Consider the following 20,727-nt stretch of genomic DNA (forward strand, 5'->3'; position numbering starts at 1 on the left):
TCTGAATGGTAAGTTAGGATATAATACAAACAGAGATGAAAGGGGGTTACCGTGTGAAACTGTCGAAACGACAAGAACAAATTGCTCAAATCGTTCGTGAAGAAGGGCCTGTAACGGGCAGTGCTATTGCTGAACATTTAGAGGTTACTAGATCTGCATTACGTTCAGATTTATCGGTGTTAACTATGCTAGGTGTTTTAGATGCGCGTCCGAATGTAGGTTACTACTATGTGGGACTTTCAAAAGAAACACAAACGGCGGAGCGATTAAAATCATTTCTGGTAAGTGATGTATTATCTCAAGCCGTTGTAGTCAATGGGGATACAAGTTTGTATGATACGATTGTTACTATATTTACTGAAGATGTAGGGACTATTCTAGTGTGTGATGATTCCTATTTAGTAGGTGTAGTATCCCGTAAGGACTTGTTGCGTGCCTCTATGGGGCAAACAGATTCGCACACAATGCCTATATCTATGATTATGACCCCTGTGAGCAAGGTTATAACAGTGGAGCCTACGGATACATTAGTAGAGGCTGCACAGAAGATGATAGATTATGAAGTAGATTGTTTACCTGTTATCGTTCGCGAGGATGTGGAAAACAAGAAACGTCTAAAGGTTGTAGGCCGCGTATCTAAAACGACGGTAGCGAAAGTATTTTTAGAATGTAGCATACATTGAGGTTGATAGAATGGCAGAAAAAATTATTTATGCAATATCGGACTCCCTTGGGGAGACCGCAGAGGCTGTAGCAAGAGCTACGGCGAGTCAATATGATAAGGAACAAATTGAAATTGTTCGTATTCCTTATATTGATAGTGAAAGCCAAATTGATGAAGTTATAGCAGATGCAAAACGTGGTAATCATGTTATTTGTCATACCATCGTATCTGAGACTTTACGTAAATATCTTCATGAAAAAGTGGCGGAATACAATATTCCTGCTGTAGATATTATGGGCCCAGTTCTCGATGCTGTAGGTACTGTTGCATCCACAAAGCCTCGTATGACAGCTGGTATGGTTCATAAGCTTGACCAAGAATACTTCAAAAAGGTAGAAGCCATTGAATTTGCCGTAAAATATGACGATGGTAAAAATCCATCTGGCTTTGAAAAGGCCGATGTAGTTATTATTGGTGTATCTAGAACAAGTAAGACACCATTGTCTATGTTCTTGGCGTACAAAAAGATTAAAGCTGCCAATTTGCCATTAGTACCTGAGGTACCATTACCAGAAGAATTATTTAAAATTCCAGCAAAAAAAATCGTAGGCCTTATCATTGACCCATTCAAATTAAATAATATTCGTAGTGAACGTTTGCGTGCTATCGGTCTTGAAGACGAAGCAAATTATGCTTCTATTGAGCGTATTCAATCTGAATTAGAATATGCAAAAGCTATTATGCGTCGCTTACATTGCCAAGTGCTAGATGTTTCTAATAAATCTATCGAAGAAACAGCATCTCTAGTTATGCAATTGATCGATAAAAACCGTGCATCGGAGGGTAAATGAATATACGGGAACAAATAGAGGAGAGGGAGGCATTATTCCTCTCTCCTTATGCTGCAAAAAGCCGTGATGCCATCCGTGATTTAGAGGAAGCACCCGATCCACTTAGAACTGCCTTTCAACGTGATCGAGACCGCATTATTCACAGTAAATGTTTTAGGCGGCTAAAGCATAAGACCCAAGTTTATATTGCGCCAGGTGACCATTATCGTACGCGCATGACCCATACCCTTGAGGTAGGACAAATAGGTCGTACAGTGGCTCGTGCGTTGCGACTAAATGAAGATTTAGTAGAAGCTATCGCTATGGGTCATGATGTGGGACATACCCCATTTGGTCACGTCGGTGAATATGCGTTGCGCGACATGGTAGGGCATTTCAATCATAATGAGCAAAGCTTGCGAATGGTGGAAGTCTTAGAAAAGCATGGTGACCACCAAGGCCTCAATTTAACCACTGCTGTACGTGATGGTATTTTAGGCCATACAGGGGCACGTATCCCTGTCACTTTGGAAGGTCAAATTATTCGTATTGTAGACCGCATTGCCTATTTGTGTCATGATTTTGATGATGCACAGCGCGCTGGTATGTTGACGGCTGAGGAATTACCTTTTGAAGTGCGAGAGCATTTTGGTATGACTCCTTCTAGTATGATTACTGCCATGGTTGAAGATATGGTGCGAGAGTCTTTAGATAAACCTGTTATTTCTATGTCTAGTGATATAGAGATGACCATGAATCTATTCCGTCAATTTATGTTTAAAAATGTTTATTTGGCGCCGGCTTTAATTCCTGATCGAAATAAGGCATCTCATGTGGTGAAAAACTTATTTACTCACTTTATGGAACATCCTGACGATATGGAGGGCTGTGAAAGTACAAGAGAGTTTTATTCTACCCGTGATGTAGTAGATTATGTAGCAGGCTTAACAGATCAATATGCTATTAAGCTATTTAAACAGTATTACATTCCAAATATTACCTTGTAACTTTTAGTAATAGGTACATAGATAACAAAAAAAGCAGTTAGTTCAAATGAACTAACTGCTTTTTTTGGGGCTCTAGAACCCCAAAGAGTACATGTACTTTTTATTTTACGCGCGTGTAATTTTATTAGAACGAAGGCAGCGAGTGCATACGTTTACTTTTTTAGTAGCACCGTCTACAACCGCCCGTACTCTTTGAATGTTCGGTTTCCAAGTTTTTCTTGTGCGAATGTGAGAGTGACTCACGTTCATACCGCTAGATGTGGATTTGCCACATACTTCGCAAAGGTTTGCCATAGTTTCCACCTCCAAGCTTAATCTATAACATAACAAAAGTATATTATCATAAAGAGTAGCGTAAAGCAAGTGTTTTTATCGTACATATTGCTCTTTTTATGAAATATACTACAATATAAGGTATACTATATATCATATTCTATGATATGAGTGGGCTTTTACACAAGGATATACAGAAATTGGATATATCTCATGTGTTTATCGTATATTTAAAGGAGTTTCTATGGATGAACGGTTGACGACCATAAAGGGGATAGGTCCTGGTCGAGAGAAACAATTACATAAGTTGGGAATTACCAATATAACATCCTTGTTAACGTATTTCCCAAGAACCTATGAAGACCGCCGTACGATTTATAGAATTGGTGATTTAAAATCTGGCATGACTGGTGGAGTAGTAGGTAATGTTATAGCAGTTCAAGAGAAACGTCCTCGCCCTCGATTATCTATTTTAGAAGTAGTCATTGCAGATGGTACAGGTCCTTTAAAGATTGTGCTATTTAACCAAGGGTATAAGAAGAACTTTTATAAAAAAGGGCAGCGTCTATATGCGTATGGTAAAGCAGAGTTCCAATATGGGTCTATGCAAATGAATACACCCCAAATAGAAAATTTGGGAGACGGTGGAGAACCTGATCGTGGTATCGTTCCCATTTATGCTCTTGCAGATGGGGTATCTCAATTTGTGGTGCGCTCATCGGTACGTAATTGGTTTGCAGCTAATCATACGTTGCCAGAAATTTTGCCTGCTGAAGTTCGTGAAGCACATCAATATATGACTCGTTATGATGCATTTAAAATGATGCATTTCCCAGAGTCTTCAGAGCGATATGAAGAGGCGCGTCACCAACTAGCTTATGAGGAGTTGTTTGTCATGCAATCTGGATTGGCATTGTTACGAAATAAAGAACAATGTCATAAAGGTCCTAAGATGGGTCCCAATGGAGACTTAATGGCTCAGTGTATAGAAAATTTACCGTTCTCCTTAACAGGTGATCAACAGCGTGCATTAGAAGACATTCGTATCGATATGGAAGATGAACGGCCTATGCAACGATTATTGCAAGGTGATGTAGGTTCCGGTAAAACGGTTGTAGCTACGTTGAGTTTATTGAAAGCCATCGAGAATGGGTACCAAGGGGCATTGATGGCTCCTACTGAGATATTGGCTGCCCAACACTATGAAGGTATAACAGAGGTGTGCTGTAATTTAGGTATTACCATTGAATTATTAACGGGATCCACTACAAGAAAAGAAAAAGAACGTATCTATGAAGGTTTAGCTGACGGATCAATTAATATGATCATCGGTACCCATGCGCTTATTCAAGAAGGTGTTAACTTCCATAATTTAGGTCTTGTTATCATTGATGAACAACATCGCTTTGGTGTGGAGCAGCGGGCACGATTGCAACAAAAGGGGACATATCCTCATGTGCTCATCATGACAGCTACACCAATTCCACGAACCATGACATTATCTGTGTATGGTGATTTAGCAGTATCCTTAATCAAAGAAATGCCACCGGGACGCAAACCTGTCAAAACCTATGCTGTAGATAGTTCGTATAAGGAACGATTAAGAACATTCTTTGGCAAGGAGATGGCAGAAGGTCGTCAAGTTTATGTAGTATGCCCACTTGTTGAAGAATCTGAAAAGTTAGATTTACAAGCTGCTGAGGAATTGTATCTGGAGTTAAAAGAGTACTTTTACAAGGCTTATGAAGTTGGTCTTGTACACGGGCGCATGAAACCAAGTGAAAAGGATGAAGTGATGAATGCCTTTCATAAGGGTGAGATTTCATTGCTCGTTTCCACTACCGTTATCGAGGTTGGTGTTAATGTGCCTAATGCGACAATTATGTGTATTGAAGGGGCAGAACGTTTTGGCCTATCTCAATTGCATCAGTTACGTGGCCGTGTAGGTCGTGGATCTCATCAATCTTATTGCATTCTTGTGAGTGATTCTAAAAATGATGTGAGCCAAGAGCGATTAAAATTGATGGAACAGACTCAGGATGGCTTTGAACTAGCAGAGCAAGATTTACTGCTTCGCGGTTCTGGCCAATTATTTGGATTAGCTCAATCAGGATTACCTGATTTGCGGGTTGCTAATATTATTAAAGATATTGAAATATTGGTACAGGCTCGCAAGGATGTACTAGAGTTTGGAAGTCAATATGGAATGGAAAAACTTGAATCTGTAATGAAAGAAGAATTAGAAAAAAGATTTGGTGAAAAATTTCTTAGAATATTGTATAATTAAGAGGTAGGAATAATAAGTACATAAGTAGCGATAATATTAGATTTTATCTGGGGTTTTCCCTTGTGTATCTGTTCCTCATACCGTATAATAGAACAAACAAATTTATTTCATTTTCATCTATGGAGGTCAATATGCCACTTATTCATGTAGAGCTCGTTGAAGGGCGCACAAAAGAACAAAAAAAACAATTAGGTGAAGCTATCACTAAAGCTGCGGTTGATATCGTTAATGTACCTGCTGACGCAGTAAAGATTATCTTCGTAGATATGAAAAAAGATGATTATATGGAAGGCGGCATTTTGCGGTCTGAACGCTAAGCTACGACTGACCGCCTAGTCCAGATGGACTAGGCGGGTCGTAGTTTTGTTTTATTATACGGAAAGGAATTAAATATGAGAGACGATAAATTCGGTATGCGTGGACTAACTTTTGATGATGTTTTGTTAGTACCAGCGGCTTCTGATGTGCTACCACATCAAGTAGAGTTAAAAACTCAATTAACTCGTGACATTACATTGAATATCCCTATGATTAGTTCTGGGATGGATACAGTTACTGAATCCCGTATGGCTATTGCTATGGCTCGTGAAGGTGGCCTTGGTGTTATCCATAAAAATATGTCTATTGAAGAACAAGCCCATGAAGTTGACAAAGTAAAGCGCTCTGAACATGGTGTTATCGTCGATCCTATTTTCTTAAGCCCTCAAAATTTACTATCTGATGCAGCAGAAATTATGGAAAAATATAAAATTTCTGGTGTACCTATCACAGAACATGGTAAACTAGTAGGGATCATTACAAATCGCGATATGCGTTTTGAAACTGATTTAACTCGCCAAATCGGAGACTGCATGACAAAGGATTCCCTTGTTACTGCACCAGAAGGTACATCTCTTGAAGAAGCGAAAGCAATTTTAAGTGAACATCGCATTGAAAAATTACCTCTTGTAGATGATGATGGAAACTTAAAAGGATTAATTACTATAAAAGATATTGAAAAAGCGACAAAATATCCAAATTCAGCTAAAGATGGTAGTGGCCGCCTATTAGTTGGTGCTGCTGTTGGTGTGTCTAAAGATTTATATGATCGTCTTGATGCACTTGTATCTGCAAAGGCTGATGTAATCATTGTAGATACAGCACATGGGCATTCTGCAGGCGTACTACGTACATTGAAAGAAATTAAACAAGCTTATCCTCATATTCCTGTTATTGCAGGCAATGTTGCTACTGCAGCTGGTACAGAGGCTCTTATTGAAGCTGGTGCTGATGCTGTTAAGGTTGGTATTGGACCTGGTTCTATTTGTACAACTCGCGTTATTGCAGGTATTGGGGTACCTCAAATTACTGCTGTTTACGAGTCTGCTCAAGTAGGTCGTCGCTATGGCATTCCTATCATCGCTGATGGGGGTATTAAATATTCTGGCGATATTGCTAAGGCTATTGCTGCTGGTGCTAATGTAGTCATGATGGGGAATATTTTAGCTGGTACTGATGAAAGTCCAGGAGAAACAGTGATTTACCAAGGTCGTTCCTATAAAGTATACCGTGGCATGGGTAGTCTAGGTGCTATGAAACTTGGTAGTAAAGATCGTTATTTCCAAACTGAAGCTAAGAAATTAGTTCCTGAAGGTATTGAAGGTCGCGTGCCTTATAAAGGTATGTTGGCTGATACAATTTTCCAAATGGTTGGTGGTTTGCGTGCAAGTATGGGGTATTGCGGATGTCATAACATCCAAGAAATGATTGAAAATACTCAATTCATTCAAATTACAGCGGCTGGTTTAAAAGAAAGTCATCCGCATGATGTAAGCATTACCGTTGAAGCACCAAATTATAGTGGTTGATAATGGAGTATTACATTGAATAAACGTATTTCTGTTTTATCTGTGCCTATCGATTGTGTAACAATGGATGAGGCTGTCCAACGTATTTTACAATTAACTGAAGAGCCGGGACTACATTTAGTAGCCACGGCTAATGCAGAAATGGTTATGTTGGCAAATGAAAACCCTACATTGCACACCATATTGAATAATGCTAGTCTCGTCGTTCCTGACGGGGCTGGCATTTTGTGGGCTGCAGAGCGTCAAGGTGAACATGTTCCTGAACGCGTAACTGGTGTAGACGTAACTAAACGATTATTTAAAGTTGCGGCTGAACGGCAAATTCCTGTATACTGCTTAGGGGCAGCACCTGGTGTTGCTCAACGAGCAATTGATAATTTATCTGCCCAAGTTGGACCGTTACATATAGCAGGGATTCATGATGGATTCTTCGATAGCACAGAGGAACAAGAAATCGTTAAAGCTATTAGTGAGTCTAAGGCAAAATTAGTCTTTGTTGCCTTAGGCGTACCAAAGCAAGAACAATGGATTTCAGAAAAATTGAGTCACCTGGATGGCGTTGTTGCTATCGGCATAGGTGGTTCCTTTGATGTGTTGGCAGGTAATATTCCTCGGGCTCCAGAATGGATGCAACGCAATCGTCTCGAATGGTTGTATCGATTATATTTAGAACCTCAACGGATTGGCCGCATGTTGGCTATTCCAAAGTTTATGTGGACCGTTATTAGAAATAAATAGAGGAGTGTTGAATCGTGCCTACAGGACCAATAATTAAGGAAGGGTTTCCACTGATAGGGGCTATGCTCATTATCGCGGTGGTATTAGGATTTTTAGGACATTATGTAATTGCGATTATTTCATTTATTCTGGCATTATTTTTCGTCAATTTCTTTAGAAATCCTAAACGTGTAATCCCTCAAGATCCAGATTTAATTTTATCTCCAGCGGATGGTAAAATTATGGATATTTCTGATGTATACGAAGATATTTACTTACATAAAGAGTGTAAAAAAGTAACTATTTTCTTATCTGTTTTTGACGTACATGCTAATCGTGCGCCTATTGATGGTAAAATTACATACCGTCACTACACAATGGGCAGTTTCTTGCCTGCTTTTAAAGATAGTGTAGGTTTTGAAAATGAACGTCATACTATTTGTATTGAAAATGATCGTACTTCCGTATTGGTAACACAAATTGCAGGCCTTTTAGCGCGTCGTATCGTATCTTGGACAGACCTTGATAGCGTGCTTGAACGCGGCCAATTGTACGGGATGATTAAATTCGGTTCTTGTACTGAAATCTACATGGATAAGGATGTAGAGTTGTTCGTGGAAAAAGGTCAACATATTACAGGTGGAGATACTGTTATCGGGAGGTTGCGTCATGAATAAATCTATTATTCCAAATTTGTTTACCAGTGCTAATTTAGCTTTTGGTGTTCTAGGTATCACATTCTCTGCCACAGGGAATACCTTCTATGCTGCTATCTGCGTACTATTGTCCTTAGTTGCTGATGGTTTAGATGGTCGTGTAGCAAGAGCTTTAGGTGTGGCAGGACCTATGGGTCGTGAATTAGACTCTTTATCAGATGTTGTAGGCTTTGGTGTAGCACCAGCTTATATGTTATATATGAAAGAGCTTTATGGTTTGGGATGGATTGCCTATGTACCATTATTAGTATTTGCTGTATTGGGCGCATTCCGTCTTGCTCGCTTTAACATTAAAACCGAAGAAGTTCATGGTTACTTTGAAGGATTGCCAATTCCGGCTGCAGGTTGCTTGGCGGCTACCTACGTATTGAGTGGTGTAGAGGTTCCTCAATTTGTATTAGTAGTTTGCATGATTGGTGTAGGCTTCTTAATGGTTAGTGAAGTAAAATACCCAGACTTCAAAGGTAAAACTGCAATCTATATTAATAAACTTTCCATTGTACTAACTGCTATTTTTGTCATAGCTTGTCTCGTATATGATTGGCATACATGGGCAGTAATGATCTTTGCTGGTTATGTAGTATTTGGCCTTGTTAATGGGGCGTTAAATATAGTGCGTAAATAAGTGTGTGGAGGATAATAGTATGAATTACCTACTGGATCTGATATTGATCCCTATGCAGGTAATAATCGTAATTTATACGGTTTATTATTTTGTGCTCGCCGTAATTGGTATGTGGCGGTCTCGAGTACATAAAAACTATACCCCTAAAAATTCCTTTGCTATCGTTGTATGTGCTCATAATGAGGAAGCTGTAGTTGGTGAGTTAGTAAAAAACTTACGTAGTTTGGACTACCCTGATGAGTTGTACGATATCTTTGTTGTTGCCGATAACTGTACAGATAAGACTGCTGAGGTAGCAAGTGCTGCAGGTGCCAATGTACATGAACGATTCAATAAAGAAGAAGTAGGCAAAGGCTATGCCATGGGATGGATGTTTGATCGTGTGGAAAAAATGGATCGGAAATATGATGCCTTTCTTATCTTTGATGCCGATAATTTAGTACATCCACAATTTATGTTAGAAATGAATGATCATCTTGAAAAAGGTGAGTCTGTAATTCAAGGTTATTTGAACTCTAAAAACCCAACAGATTCTTGGGTTGCGGGTACATTTTCCATCATGTTTTGGATGGTTAATCATATGTGGCATTTGGCAAAATACCGCATTGGCCTGTCCACTGCACTAGGTGGTACTGGTATGTGTATACGTACATCTATCATCCGTGAATATGGCTGGGATTGTAATAGCTTAACTGAGGATATGGAATTCTCTATGAAGCTATTAACACATGGTCTTAAAACTACTTGGGCTCACGATGCCATTGTGTATGATGAAAAAGTTACGACTATGATGGCTTCTTGTAAACAACGTTTACGTTGGGCACAAGGTCAATTTGACTGTGCGGATCGATATATTCCTAAATTATTTGCCGCAGGCATTAAACAAGGAAATATCGTTATCCTAGATGGCATTTTACAAGTTAGTCAGCCTTATTTCTTGTTGTTGACAACTATATATTTAGTATTTTCATATATCAATGCATATGTGCCAATTTATACAAATATTTTGTATCAAATTATGCCGATGTCTGTATGGCAAATTATCGGTATTGGTCAATATTTGTTCCCACTTATTGTGTTGTTAAAAATTAAGGTTCCACCTAAAATTTGGTTCTACTATTTGTTATATCCAATTTTTGTATACTCTTGGGTTCCTGTAAATATTTTAGGTTGGTTCCGCCGTCATAATAAGGAATGGTCTCATACAGTTCATACGCGAGCTGTTGGTTTGAATGATGTGAAATTAACACGTATGGGCAATATGAATAAGAATAAAAAATAGAATCTGTAGGAGTGACTATGCATATTTTAATGTGTAATGATGATGGTATTTTAGCAGATGGTTTACGCCGTCTTGCATCGTACTTAAGTCAATATTATCGAATTACCGTTGTAGCACCTGCAAATGAGCAAAGTGCTAAATCCCATGCATTGACGACTGAGATTCCTTTAAAATTAGACGCGTACAATGGCGAGGATGAAAATCCTCGCCTTTATGCTCTAACGGGAACTCCTTCTGATTGCATGAAGTTTGGTCTTAGTTATTTATTGAGTGATGATATGCCTGATCTTGTGATTTCAGGTATTAATCATGGCTTTAATCTGGGCTCAGATGTGCTATATTCTGGTACTGTATCTGCTGCTATGGAAAGTTGTTTTTATGGCATTCCAGGCTTGGCATTATCTGTAGAGCGCTATTCTACTGAGCGCGGTGATGAAATGCATCCCTTTATCCATGAATTGATTGAAAAGATTTATGTAAAAGGTCAATTTGATGGCCTATTAAATGTAAACTTCCCATTACGCGGTGTTTGCGATTGGGACCATTTTAAAATGGTTAGTCAAGGTTTGCAGACTTATAGCAATATTATCGATGCTCGCATTAATTCAAGAGGGCAGGATTACTATTGGCTGGCAGGCGAGCTAGATTATGGTGCTGAAAGTGTTCCCACTGATGTGGAATATGCTCGTAAAGGCTATATAACAGGTGTAGCTCTTACGTGGAAGCAACAATGTGACATCGGTATGGAAACGGTTAAAAATATTTTAGATAAAATATAAAAAATGTGTTGACATTGTTTTGGGATATCTGTATAATAACAAATGTTCCGAGACGCCGGAGTGGCGGAATGGCAGACGCACTTGACTCAAAATCAAGCGGGTAACACCGTGTGGGTTCAAGTCCCACCTCCGGCACCAACTTTAGGCGGTAAGACTTTTGTCTTACCGCCTATTTTTTATATATTTATATTTGTGAATTAATATACAATTATATACATTTTTGTTCGCTTGAGGTGATAATATGGATCAAGGTATGATTGATTATATTGCTAATGTCTTTGATATACCAAAGCTTGCACAACCTGTAAGTGCTGTCCAAATGCCTTTACCGTTAACACGATTGGCGGAGATACCATTAGATAGTTCTGTTAATCAGTGCCAAGGCTTTTGTTATAACTCAAAAAAAGATGTATTTGTCCTTGCATGTATAAATGCTGATAATACAAAGCAAATTATTTATGAAATTAATCCTACAACGTTGCAAGTGGCTGCTAAGTATGAGTATAGTCAAAAACGTTTATTAGGTCATATGAATACGTTAACCTATAATCCGAATAACAATCGTTACTATACTACTAATGCTGTTGTAGATGGATATATTGTTACACCTATTGAAGCTAATAGTATGATTGTTGAAGCGCCTATTAAATTGAAAGAAAAGGTATTTAATTTTGCCTTTGATAAAGACCGTAATGAATATGTGTCGATTGTGCCTTTAACAAATTCTCATCGTACTATTAATTACTATGATTTAAATTTTAATAAGGTAAAAACGTATAAGATTGATGCAGAGCATACTGACTTAAATAATAATGGTGCTTATGCTGCTAATGGTAACACTATTTTTACAACCTTAACGACCTTCGTTTTCGTTGATGATGAAGGTGTAGTAAAGAATATAAGCCCTTATACTTCAGGAATGGAAGTAGAGGATATGGATTACCGTAATGGTCAGATGTACGTGGCGGTTAACCGTAAAGGTAAGGTAGAAATTTACAGTCTAGCCACATTGCCATTCTCTGTAAATGCCTAGATTTTATCTATGTTTTTATCCACTTTAAGAGTGTATAATATAAATGTTAGGGTAATGTAGGAGTTATTATGAAATTAGGGAATGATATTATAGAAATTGACCGCATCCGTCAAGCTTTAGAGAAATCTCAATCATTTCGCGACCGTGTATATACGCCTCATGAAATTGATTATTGTGAAAGCCGAAATAAGGGGCGTTACGAGTCTTATGCCGGTATATATGCCGCTAAAGAGGCTTTCATTAAAGCATTAGGTACGGGAATGCGTCATGGATCGTGGCAAGATATAGAAATTGGTCATGATGAATTAGGGGCTCCCTTAATTCGATTACAAGATACTTTTAAAGATATTTATGAAACATTAGGCTATACGGATACACATGTGTCGATTAGTCATTGCAAAGCATATGCAATGAGTACAGTTATACTTGAAGGAGCATAAGATGCAAATATTAACAACGGAAGATGCTCGATATATAGATCAAGAAGTACCTAAGCAATTAGGTGTCTCTTTAGAAATTTTAATGGAAAATGCAGGACGTGGCATTGTGGATGCTTTGTGGGGACAATATGACTTGTTTTCCTTAGATAATGCACGTTCTATCAATAGTTTTGTACTATTTATCTGTGGTACAGGAAATAATGGGGCAGATGGTCTTGTAGCCGCTCGTCATCTATTAGAACAAGGCGTACCTGTACAAATTGTACTTGTTGGTGATACGAGCAAGTGTAGTGACCTCTTTGCAGTGCAACTTGAAAGATGTGAAGCCATGGGGGGTATCATTGATACGTATGACGAATTCAATGATTGGTCTAATGTGGCTATTGCTGTAGAAGGCATTATGGGCACAGGCTTAACAGGCCGATTGCGGGATTTAACCATCGATGTTTTGCATGATATTGATACTATGCGTAGTCAATATAATTTTGATTTGTGGGCTATTGATGTACCTGCAGGGCTAGATGCTTCTTCTGGTCAAATTTCAGAGGGAACATTGACTTATGATTATACGGTTACCTTTGGAGCTATTAAACAAGGTTTATTGTTATATCCTGGTAAGGCCATAGGGGGCACAGCTATTGTTGCACCGCTAGGAGCACCTTGGCAACACGTATTAGTTGATCGAGATAGTACTATAACGATTGATTCGGATTTAGCAGAAACGCTAATTAATTATCGGGTTCCTATGGCACATAAAGGTGTAAATGGGAATACATTAATCGTCGGTGGATCTAGTGATATGGTGGGAGCCCCTATGTTGGCCGCAGAAGCTGCTGTTCACAGTGGAGCCGGTAAGGTTACATTAGGCGTTCCAGATACAATTAAACAAGTTGTGCAAGGTCGTATCATACCGGAAGTAATGGTAACATCTATCGATGAAAATGAATCCCTTTATGACGGACGTCAAGTAGTTGCTATTGGGCCAGGTTTGGGGCGCACTACAGATATTCCAGATGTAGTAAATCAAGTTATTGATTCCTGTGAAGGCGCTCTCGTCATTGATGCAGATGCGTTATATGCATTGGGGCATGTAGGGTCTGTAGATAAAGATGCTTTGCGCGATGGCCATATTGAGTCCGTATATAAGGTGCAAAAAAATCTGCCATACTGTGTAATGACACCTCATTTAGGTGAATTTAGTAGACTTATAGATTTACCAATAAAATGGATTGAACGTCATTATATTACACTGGCTCGAGCATTTGCTAAAGCACATCAAGTTGTATTATTGCTAAAAGGAATTCCTTCTGTTGTGGCACTACCTGATGGTACAGTATACGTTAATACTATTGGAAATGCTGGTATGGGAACTGGCGGAATGGGGGATGTATTAACAGGTATTATTGCAGGTTTTATTAGCCAAGGTTATTCCTTACAAGATGGTGCAATTTTAGGTGTCTATGTACATAGCCGAAGTGCAGATATACTAAGTGATACTAAAACTTGGGGGTATACACCTAGTGATGTAAGTACATCGATAGGTTGTGTCATTAGTGAATTATTGGGAGAATAAGAATGACAAATAAAATACAGCGATTTATAGCCTTTTTGTTAGTGCTATGTATTCCAATCTTTGCTATTGCGGGATGCACGAATAAAGATGTAGCTAATGCAGCATCTCAGAATAGCACTAGTGTAAATGAAGGCTATTCAATTGATACGAAGCAGACGAATCCTGAAGGTCATCTAGATGTATATATGCTAGATATTGGTCAAGGCGATGCCATATTACTTAAGGTCGGCGATGAATATAGTATGATCGATACAGGTGATATAGAGCATCGTGAGAACATTGTGGCACAGTTAAAATCTATGGGTGTTACAAAGCTAAAAAATGTAATTATCACACATCCTCATGCTGATCATATGGGTGGTTTCTATGCCATCGCAAAAGCTATGCCTATTGAACATGTGTATGATGATGGTATTTCTGTTGATAATAATATGTATAAAACCTATGAAAAATGGATTGATAAAAATAAAATCCAACGGTCTACATTGCGTAGTGGTGATATAGTGGATTTTGGTCATGGAGCGGTATTTGTTGTATATGCACCTTGGACTGAACCTTTAACAGATAAAAAAGGAGCGCCAGATCTTAATAATAACTCTATTGTAGGTAAATTAATTTTTGGTAAATTCTCTATGCTCTTTACTGGTGATGCAGAATTACAAGAAGAGAAAAAACTCATAAAAGAGCAGAACTCTAGACTGTTTGCCCGTGTTCTTAAGGTAGGTCACCACGGTTCTCGCACAAGTAGCTCTGAAGATTTTTTGAAATCTATTAAACCAGAAAGTGCATTAATTTCAAATGGCATGTATAATAGTTATGGTCATCCTCACGATGTAACATTACGTCGGTTGCAGGAGAACAATATTGCCATTTACCGTACAGATACGATGGGACGTATTCACATTAGTACGGATGGGAATGAATGGCAAATTACAACTGAACGTTAGCGTCGATTGCATAGCACAAAAAATAATTTTAAGCAACTAATTTTTGTGTGTACTGTATAAAGACTTTATATAGTAATATGTATAATCGGCATACTAATCTTCATGTTTGTATGAAATAATCTATCTATAATCTAACATTAGTTTATGGATAGATTGGAACGATGAGACTTTGATTCACAAAGATATCATCGACTCATCTCTATGGTTTGGACACTACGTATGTCAGTTAGATTGGAGTGAATGTATTGCGTAAACTATTTTTTATGTGCCTTGCTGTCTTGATGGCGATACCACTATTCTTGACTCAAGCAAAGGCAGCTAATCTTGAAGATGCTCGATGGGTGACACGAACTGATGCACCGGTACCATATGTTCGTATGGTTATGGATTTGTCAGCACCGGTAAAAGCGTCTGCATCGATTAGCAAAGATGGGAAAACGACGACTGTTACCTTAAAGAACACAAAGCTAAAAACTGCTAAAGCGAATATCAATATGGACTCTAGCATAGCTAGTTCTGCTAGACTCACAGAAGATGGCAGAGATGTGAAGGTAACAATCAAGACACCTTCATCTATCGATACGAGTGATGTAAAGGTATTTTCCCTAAAGAAAGATACGGTTAATCAGAAACCGTATCGCATCGTTGTAGATGTACAGAAAAAAGGTGTGGCACCTAAACCTGCTTATTATGGCAAACGTCCATCTCCTTCTGCACATCCTGCGAAAAATATGCCAACAGGATCCGGTAATTATTCTATTAGCGGTGGTCTATCTGGTAAAACAATTACGATTGACCCAGGTCATGGTGGTAGTGACTCTGGTGCCGTTGGGCCGCATGGTGTACAAGAGAAAAATATTACACTACCGATTTCTATGTACTTGAAAAAAGCTCTAGAAAATCGTGGCGCTAAAGTGCTTATGACTCGTACTACAGACGTAGACGTATACGGTCCTAATGCAAGTGGTGTTGATGAATTGGGTGCTCGTGTTAACGTAGCAAACCGTAGCAATTCTGATGCGCTCATCAGTGTGCATATTAACGCATTCAACAACCCAAGTGTTGGTGGTATTGCAACATACTACTATAGTAAAACAGGCAATGATGCTCGATTAGCACAAAAGGTACAATCTCAAATTGCTAGTGTTCCAGGTTTCAATGGTGACCGTGGCATTCAAGAAGGTAACTTATATGTGTTGAGACATTCTAACATGCCTGCAGTTCTTGTAGAGCTTGGTTTTATTTCCAACCCTAATGAAGAACGTGTATTGCAATCTCCTCAAACACAAGAAGACTTTGCAAATCGCATTGCCAATGGTATTGCTAGTTACTTTGGAGGTTAATCGATGAAATTACGTAAACAAGTTCTGTCGATCCTCTGCGTAGGTTTGCTTGCATTTGCAGCGGGTTGTACACCTAATCAAGCACCTACAACAGGTAAAAGTGAACCTGTGCAAGAGACGAAAGTCAATAAGGATGCAGAAACAACAAAAACATCTCAAGAAATGGTTAAGATGGCCTTCTTTGTTCCAACAGAGGATGGCTCAGGGGTAAAACAATCAACCGTTGAGATGGAGGCGGACAAAGTAACGCCTAAAGCTGCTCTTCTAGCGATGTTAAAAGCTGATAGAGCACAAAAATATCCAGTATTCTCCAAGGATATTAAAATTACATCCGTTACTGTAAAGGACGGCATTGCTTCTGTAGAAGTGAATGACGCTTTCGTAAAAGGTAATGGTGGGGACTTAACTGTTAAATTACAAATGGCTGCCATTGTAAATACATTGACATCCTTTGATAATATTAATGGTGTTCTCTTCGTTAGCAATGGTAAAAAGGTACCTACTGTAGGTTCCTTTGATACGAAAGATCCTGTTAAACGGATGACAAACCTAATTAAAAAATAATTAAGTTAGGCTCATTGATAGCAGATAGTTGATATATCAACTATCTGCTATTTTTGTTGTCTTTTATATATGTTACAATACAATATGTATACTAATCGGAAGCCAGGTGATGAGATGCAATTAAAAGATGTAGGGGAATTTAATTTCATTCGCCACATTCAAGATAATACGATACATGATCCAAGTACTGTGATTACAGGAATTGGTGATGATTGTGCTGTATATAGTGCTAAGGAAGAAACAGATCAATTAATTAGCACTGATACGATGGTGGAAGGGGTTCACTTTAGCTTTCACTATATGAAGCCCTATGATGTAGGCTATCGTCTCATGACGGCCAATTTGAGTGATATTGCTGCTATGGGTGGCACTCCTCGTCAAATTGTGCTATCTGTGGCGGCACCTGAATATGTTGATACGGCTATTCTTGATGAAGTTTATAGAGGTATAAAAGATCAATGCGCAAAATATCATCTTAATATACTTGGTGGGGATACGGTGCGTACGGAAGGGCCCATGGTGTGGACCGTAACAATTATCGGTGATGTTCCCAAAGGAACTGCTATTATGCGTAGTGGTGCGCAAGTAGGTGATATTGTGGGCATTACAAATTACGTAGGTTATGCTGCTACAGGTTTGGGAGCATTATCATATAATTTAGATGGTTATCATATGACCAAGGTTGGTCATCAACGTCCAGATCCACAAATAGAATTGGGCCAACAATTGAGACAATTAGGTATTCATAGTATGAATGATATAAGTGATGGTCTCGGTAGTGAATTAAATGAAATTGCATCGGCTAGCAATGTATCTATTGTCATAGAGGAAAAAGTTATTCCACTACATGAGGAGACTTATGAATTAGCTAAGTATTTGCAGACTAATCCAGTAGATTATGCATTGTATGGTGGCGAGGACTTTCAACTAGTATTCACGGCTCCTAAATCATTGCTTCCTAAATTAGAGAATTTAGCAGGCATTACAATAATTGGTGAAGTTGTATCTGGATCAGCTCAGGTGCAGATGGTAACACCGGATAAAACGATTAAGACCATAGAAGCGAAAGGATATAATCATTTTCATGAATCATAAGGCACAGGTTCAATTAGAGACTTATACAGTTGAAGATACACAACAATTTGGACAATTATTAGGCAAATGGGTCAAACAAAGTGGTGACCCTTTATGTATTGCCTTAATTGGTGATTTGGGGACCGGAAAAACACATCTATCCCAAGGCATTGCGAAAGGGTTTGGCGTTACAGAGGAGATTACTAGCCCTACGTTTGCCATCATGAATACTTACGATGTTGATAGAACACATTTATATCATTTTGATGTATATCGGTTAGATGATATAAGTGAACTAGAAAATATTGGCTTTTACGAATATACAGAGGACTGTGTATCCATTGTGGAGTGGGCTGATAAATTTTCTGATGAATTACCAGATGAAACATTATGGATATATCTGACTCGTATTGATGATACAAGCCGATCTATTACATTAAGTAGTGATTATCTTACAAAAGATGATTTAGTAGATATAGGAGGCCCATATGTGGTTGGGAATTGAGACAAGTTCGCTCGTATCGAGTGTGGCCTTAATGGATGAAACAAACTTGATTGGTGAACTAACTATTCAAGCGGGATTAACTCATTCTGAGCAGCTAATACCTCACATTGACATGTTGTTGCGAGCCTCACAAGTAAAAAAGAATGAACTAAAAGGTATTATAGTTAGCATTGGTCCTGGTTCATTTACGGGATTGCGTATAGGTATGGGGACTGCAAAAGCTATGGCTTATGCCTTACAAATTCCATTGTATGGTGTGATGACCATGGATAGTTTGGCTCATAATGTTTCATATACAAATAGAACTATCTGTACTGTTATCGATGCTCAGAAAAAGCATGTATATGCTGGTCTATATCAATATGAAAACAATGAGCTAGTATGTAAAGCGGAACCGTTTGTTATTGCGGCTAGTGATTTATTAGAAAAGTTCCGAGAAACAAAGGAAGAGGTTTTATTCTTGGGTGATGGTATCAAGCGCATTGAAAAGCTATTAGATGAAAACGATACTAATTTGACTATTCTAGATATTTCACAACGCATTCCCAAAGCTAGCTCTTTACTTTTAGCGGGACACGACTTAGTTATCCGTGAAGAGATATGTGATCCAATGGATATGGTTCCTTATTATATCCGTCGCTCTGAAGCAGAGGTTTTATGGGAGGAACGACATAAGGATAATCCAGACATGTTAAACCAAAATCCTACAGTTGTTGTCACCGAAGCGGCAGGAGTAGAATAATGGAGATTCGGTTAGCTACGGTAGATGATGCTCAAGCCATTTATGATATAGAACAACAGTCCTTTTCTGTTCCATGGAGCTTGGAATCTGTACTTGCTGAACTTGAAGGGGCCGATAATAAGTTATATATGGTTATTTGTGAAGAAAATCATATTGTGGGCTATGCTGGTGCTTGGCTCGTATACGATGAAGGACAAATCACGAATATTGCCATTCTACCTTCCGCCCGTGGTAAGGGATATGGCTCAAAACTTACTAAAGAATTAATAGATGAATGTTTGAATAGAGGGATGCATGAAATCTTCTTGGAGGTACGCATATCTAATTTACCTGCCTTGGCAATGTATAGAAATCTAGGATTTACTGTTAAAGGAATTCGCAAAGATTATTATTCAGAGCCAAAAGAGGATGCTTATATTATGTCTCTCGTTTCAGAGGAAATAGAATGAGTATATACACATTAGCCTTGGAAAGTAGTTGCGATGAAACATCTGCATCTGTCCTAAAGGATGGGCGTACTGTTTTATCTAATGTAATTTCTAGCCAAGTGCCTATTCATAGAAAATTTGGTGGTGTTGTACCTGAAATTGCATCACGCCATCATATAGAACAAGTCATACCTGTCATAGATCAAGCTCTGCGCGATGCAAATGTGACGTTACAAGATATCGACCATATTGGTGTTACCTACGGTCCAGGCCTTGTAGGCGCATTATTGGTTGGTGTAGCTGCTGCGAAGGGATTATCCTTTGCTACAGGTATTCCTTTGGTTCCAGTTCACCATATGGAAGGTCATATTTTTGCTAATTTCTTAGCTAATCCGGAATTGGAGCCTCCATTTTTGAGTCTTGTTGTGTCTGGTGGTCATACCATGTTAGTGCATGTAAAAGGCTATGAAGAGTTTGATATCCTTGGACAGACTCGGGATGATGCAGCGGGGGAAGCATTTGATAAAATTGCTCGTGTTATGGGGTTCCCATACCCAGGTGGCCCTCATATCGATGCCCTCGCAATTCAAGGCAATCCAGATGCTATTGAATTTCCAAAGGCTTTGAGTGAGCCTGGTAATTTCGAATTCAGTTTTAGTGGCTTGAAATCTGCGGTGTTAAACTATTTAAATAGTAAGCAGCAAAAGAATGAACCTATAAATCAAGCAGACGTTGCAGCGTCCTTCCAAAAGGCGATTGTGGATGTATTAGTTGAGAAAACACGAGATGCAGCGCATACATTGGGTGAAACTCGTATTACCATAGCTGGTGGCGTTTCTGCTAATAAAGGTTTACAAACAGCATTGCAAAAGATGTGCGAAAAAGAAGGTTTTACATATTACAAGCCCCATAAAATTTTGTCCACTGATAATGCGGCGATGATTGGTTGTCGCGCTTATTATATGGCCCAAGCTGGTAAATTCGCAGATTTAACATTGAATGCAAAACCAAGTGTTGAAATTGGTCATGTATCTTGGAAAGAGGATTAATC

At 38.7% G+C, this 20,727-nt stretch carries 23 protein-coding genes and 1 tRNA gene; 23 read left to right on the top strand and 1 reads right to left on the bottom strand.

Annotation, left to right across the window (positions count from 1 at the left end):
• Positions 1-53: 53 nt before the first annotated feature.
• The 3 genes from LKD20_RS00375 to LKD20_RS00385 are packed head-to-tail and all read left to right on the top strand — an operon-like array spanning position 54 to position 2,501.
• The gene (locus LKD20_RS00375; protein ID WP_227720277.1) at positions 54-683 is read left to right on the top strand and encodes a helix-turn-helix transcriptional regulator; all 630 of its coding nucleotides are present in this window, start codon (positions 54-56) and stop codon (positions 681-683) included.
• 10 nt (positions 684-693) lie between these two features.
• Positions 694-1,515 carry a pyruvate, water dikinase regulatory protein gene (locus tag LKD20_RS00380; RefSeq protein WP_005386331.1) on the top strand — a complete coding sequence of 274 codons (822 nt, stop codon included), beginning with the start codon at positions 694-696 and terminating at the stop codon, positions 1,513-1,515.
• On the top strand, positions 1,512-2,501 hold the full coding sequence (locus tag LKD20_RS00385; RefSeq protein ID WP_227720286.1) for a deoxyguanosinetriphosphate triphosphohydrolase: 990 nt from the start codon (positions 1,512-1,514) through the stop codon (positions 2,499-2,501). The genes LKD20_RS00380 and LKD20_RS00385 overlap by 4 nt, the downstream gene beginning before the upstream one ends.
• A 105-nt stretch (positions 2,502-2,606) precedes the next feature.
• Here LKD20_RS00385 and rpmB read toward each other — a convergent pair whose 3' ends face one another.
• A complete protein-coding gene (gene rpmB, locus LKD20_RS00390; RefSeq protein WP_005386334.1) occupies positions 2,607-2,795 on the bottom strand; it encodes a 50S ribosomal protein L28 in 189 nt (62 codons plus the stop codon).
• A gap of 223 nt (positions 2,796-3,018) precedes the next feature.
• On the opposite strand from rpmB, the gene recG reads away from it, so the two are divergent.
• From recG to tsaD, 20 genes are all read left to right on the top strand, one after another.
• Positions 3,019-5,061 carry an ATP-dependent DNA helicase RecG gene (gene recG, locus LKD20_RS00395; protein ID WP_227720289.1) on the top strand — a complete coding sequence of 681 codons (2,043 nt, stop codon included), beginning with the start codon at positions 3,019-3,021 and terminating at the stop codon, positions 5,059-5,061.
• A 131-nt stretch (positions 5,062-5,192) separates the two neighbouring features.
• Positions 5,193-5,378 carry a 4-oxalocrotonate tautomerase gene (locus LKD20_RS00400; RefSeq protein ID WP_060924254.1) on the top strand — a complete coding sequence of 62 codons (186 nt, stop codon included), beginning with the start codon at positions 5,193-5,195 and terminating at the stop codon, positions 5,376-5,378.
• Positions 5,379-5,453: 75 nt separating this feature from the next.
• A complete protein-coding gene (gene guaB, locus LKD20_RS00405; RefSeq protein ID WP_227720296.1) occupies positions 5,454-6,908 on the top strand; it encodes an IMP dehydrogenase in 1,455 nt (484 codons plus the stop codon).
• 15 nt (positions 6,909-6,923) lie between these two features.
• The gene (locus LKD20_RS00410; RefSeq protein WP_227720298.1) at positions 6,924-7,646 is read left to right on the top strand and encodes a WecB/TagA/CpsF family glycosyltransferase; all 723 of its coding nucleotides are present in this window, start codon (positions 6,924-6,926) and stop codon (positions 7,644-7,646) included.
• A 14-nt stretch (positions 7,647-7,660) separates the two neighbouring features.
• Positions 7,661-8,302 (top strand): phosphatidylserine decarboxylase family protein, encoded by a 642-nt coding sequence (locus LKD20_RS00415; protein WP_060924257.1) that lies wholly within the window; start codon positions 7,661-7,663, stop codon positions 8,300-8,302.
• Complete coding sequence (gene pssA, locus LKD20_RS00420) at positions 8,295-8,966, top strand: CDP-diacylglycerol--serine O-phosphatidyltransferase (RefSeq protein ID WP_024066566.1); 672 nt, start codon at positions 8,295-8,297, stop codon at positions 8,964-8,966. The genes LKD20_RS00415 and pssA overlap by 8 nt, the downstream gene beginning before the upstream one ends.
• Before the next feature lie 19 nt (positions 8,967-8,985).
• The gene (locus LKD20_RS00425; RefSeq protein WP_105085711.1) at positions 8,986-10,248 is read left to right on the top strand and encodes a glycosyltransferase family 2 protein; all 1,263 of its coding nucleotides are present in this window, start codon (positions 8,986-8,988) and stop codon (positions 10,246-10,248) included.
• Positions 10,249-10,265: 17 nt separating this feature from the next.
• Positions 10,266-11,027 (top strand): 5'/3'-nucleotidase SurE, encoded by a 762-nt coding sequence (surE, locus tag LKD20_RS00430; RefSeq protein WP_227720306.1) that lies wholly within the window; start codon positions 10,266-10,268, stop codon positions 11,025-11,027.
• Between the two features lie 54 nt (positions 11,028-11,081).
• Positions 11,082-11,165 (top strand) — tRNA-Leu (locus LKD20_RS00435).
• 103 nt (positions 11,166-11,268) lie between these two features.
• Positions 11,269-12,060 carry a hypothetical protein gene (locus LKD20_RS00440; RefSeq protein ID WP_227720308.1) on the top strand — a complete coding sequence of 264 codons (792 nt, stop codon included), beginning with the start codon at positions 11,269-11,271 and terminating at the stop codon, positions 12,058-12,060.
• Between the two features lie 68 nt (positions 12,061-12,128).
• Positions 12,129-12,500, top strand: a complete 372-nt coding sequence (acpS, locus tag LKD20_RS00445; RefSeq protein WP_024066570.1) for a holo-ACP synthase — start codon at positions 12,129-12,131, stop codon at positions 12,498-12,500.
• Between the two features lies 1 nt (position 12,501).
• Complete coding sequence (locus LKD20_RS00450) at positions 12,502-14,073, top strand: NAD(P)H-hydrate dehydratase (RefSeq protein WP_227720314.1); 1,572 nt, start codon at positions 12,502-12,504, stop codon at positions 14,071-14,073.
• Positions 14,074-14,075: 2 nt separating this feature from the next.
• The gene (locus tag LKD20_RS00455) at positions 14,076-15,020 is read left to right on the top strand and encodes a ComEC/Rec2 family competence protein (RefSeq protein ID WP_227720316.1); all 945 of its coding nucleotides are present in this window, start codon (positions 14,076-14,078) and stop codon (positions 15,018-15,020) included.
• Between the two features lie 245 nt (positions 15,021-15,265).
• Complete coding sequence (locus LKD20_RS00460; RefSeq protein WP_105089284.1) at positions 15,266-16,363, top strand: N-acetylmuramoyl-L-alanine amidase family protein; 1,098 nt, start codon at positions 15,266-15,268, stop codon at positions 16,361-16,363.
• Between the two features lie 3 nt (positions 16,364-16,366).
• On the top strand, positions 16,367-16,927 hold the full coding sequence (locus LKD20_RS00465; protein ID WP_005386352.1) for a GerMN domain-containing protein: 561 nt from the start codon (positions 16,367-16,369) through the stop codon (positions 16,925-16,927).
• Positions 16,928-17,041: 114 nt separating this feature from the next.
• Entirely contained in the window at positions 17,042-18,022 is a 981-nt protein-coding gene (thiL, locus tag LKD20_RS00470) for a thiamine-phosphate kinase (RefSeq protein WP_227720320.1), read from the top strand.
• A complete protein-coding gene (gene tsaE / locus LKD20_RS00475) occupies positions 18,012-18,506 on the top strand; it encodes a tRNA (adenosine(37)-N6)-threonylcarbamoyltransferase complex ATPase subunit type 1 TsaE (RefSeq protein WP_227720331.1) in 495 nt (164 codons plus the stop codon). Before thiL ends, tsaE begins: the two co-directional genes overlap by 11 nt.
• The gene (gene tsaB, locus LKD20_RS00480) at positions 18,490-19,248 is read left to right on the top strand and encodes a tRNA (adenosine(37)-N6)-threonylcarbamoyltransferase complex dimerization subunit type 1 TsaB (protein WP_227720333.1); all 759 of its coding nucleotides are present in this window, start codon (positions 18,490-18,492) and stop codon (positions 19,246-19,248) included. Before tsaE ends, tsaB begins: the two co-directional genes overlap by 17 nt.
• Positions 19,248-19,697, top strand: a complete 450-nt coding sequence (gene rimI, locus LKD20_RS00485; RefSeq protein WP_105089279.1) for a ribosomal protein S18-alanine N-acetyltransferase — start codon at positions 19,248-19,250, stop codon at positions 19,695-19,697. The genes tsaB and rimI overlap by 1 nt, the downstream gene beginning before the upstream one ends.
• Positions 19,694-20,725 (top strand): tRNA (adenosine(37)-N6)-threonylcarbamoyltransferase complex transferase subunit TsaD, encoded by a 1,032-nt coding sequence (gene tsaD, locus LKD20_RS00490; protein ID WP_227720335.1) that lies wholly within the window; start codon positions 19,694-19,696, stop codon positions 20,723-20,725. The genes rimI and tsaD overlap by 4 nt, the downstream gene beginning before the upstream one ends.
• The last annotated feature ends 2 nt before the right edge of the window (positions 20,726-20,727 follow it).

It is taken from the genome of Veillonella fallax, from assembly GCF_020687175.1.
In the GTDB taxonomy this organism is placed as follows: domain Bacteria; phylum Bacillota; class Negativicutes; order Veillonellales; family Veillonellaceae; genus Veillonella; species Veillonella fallax.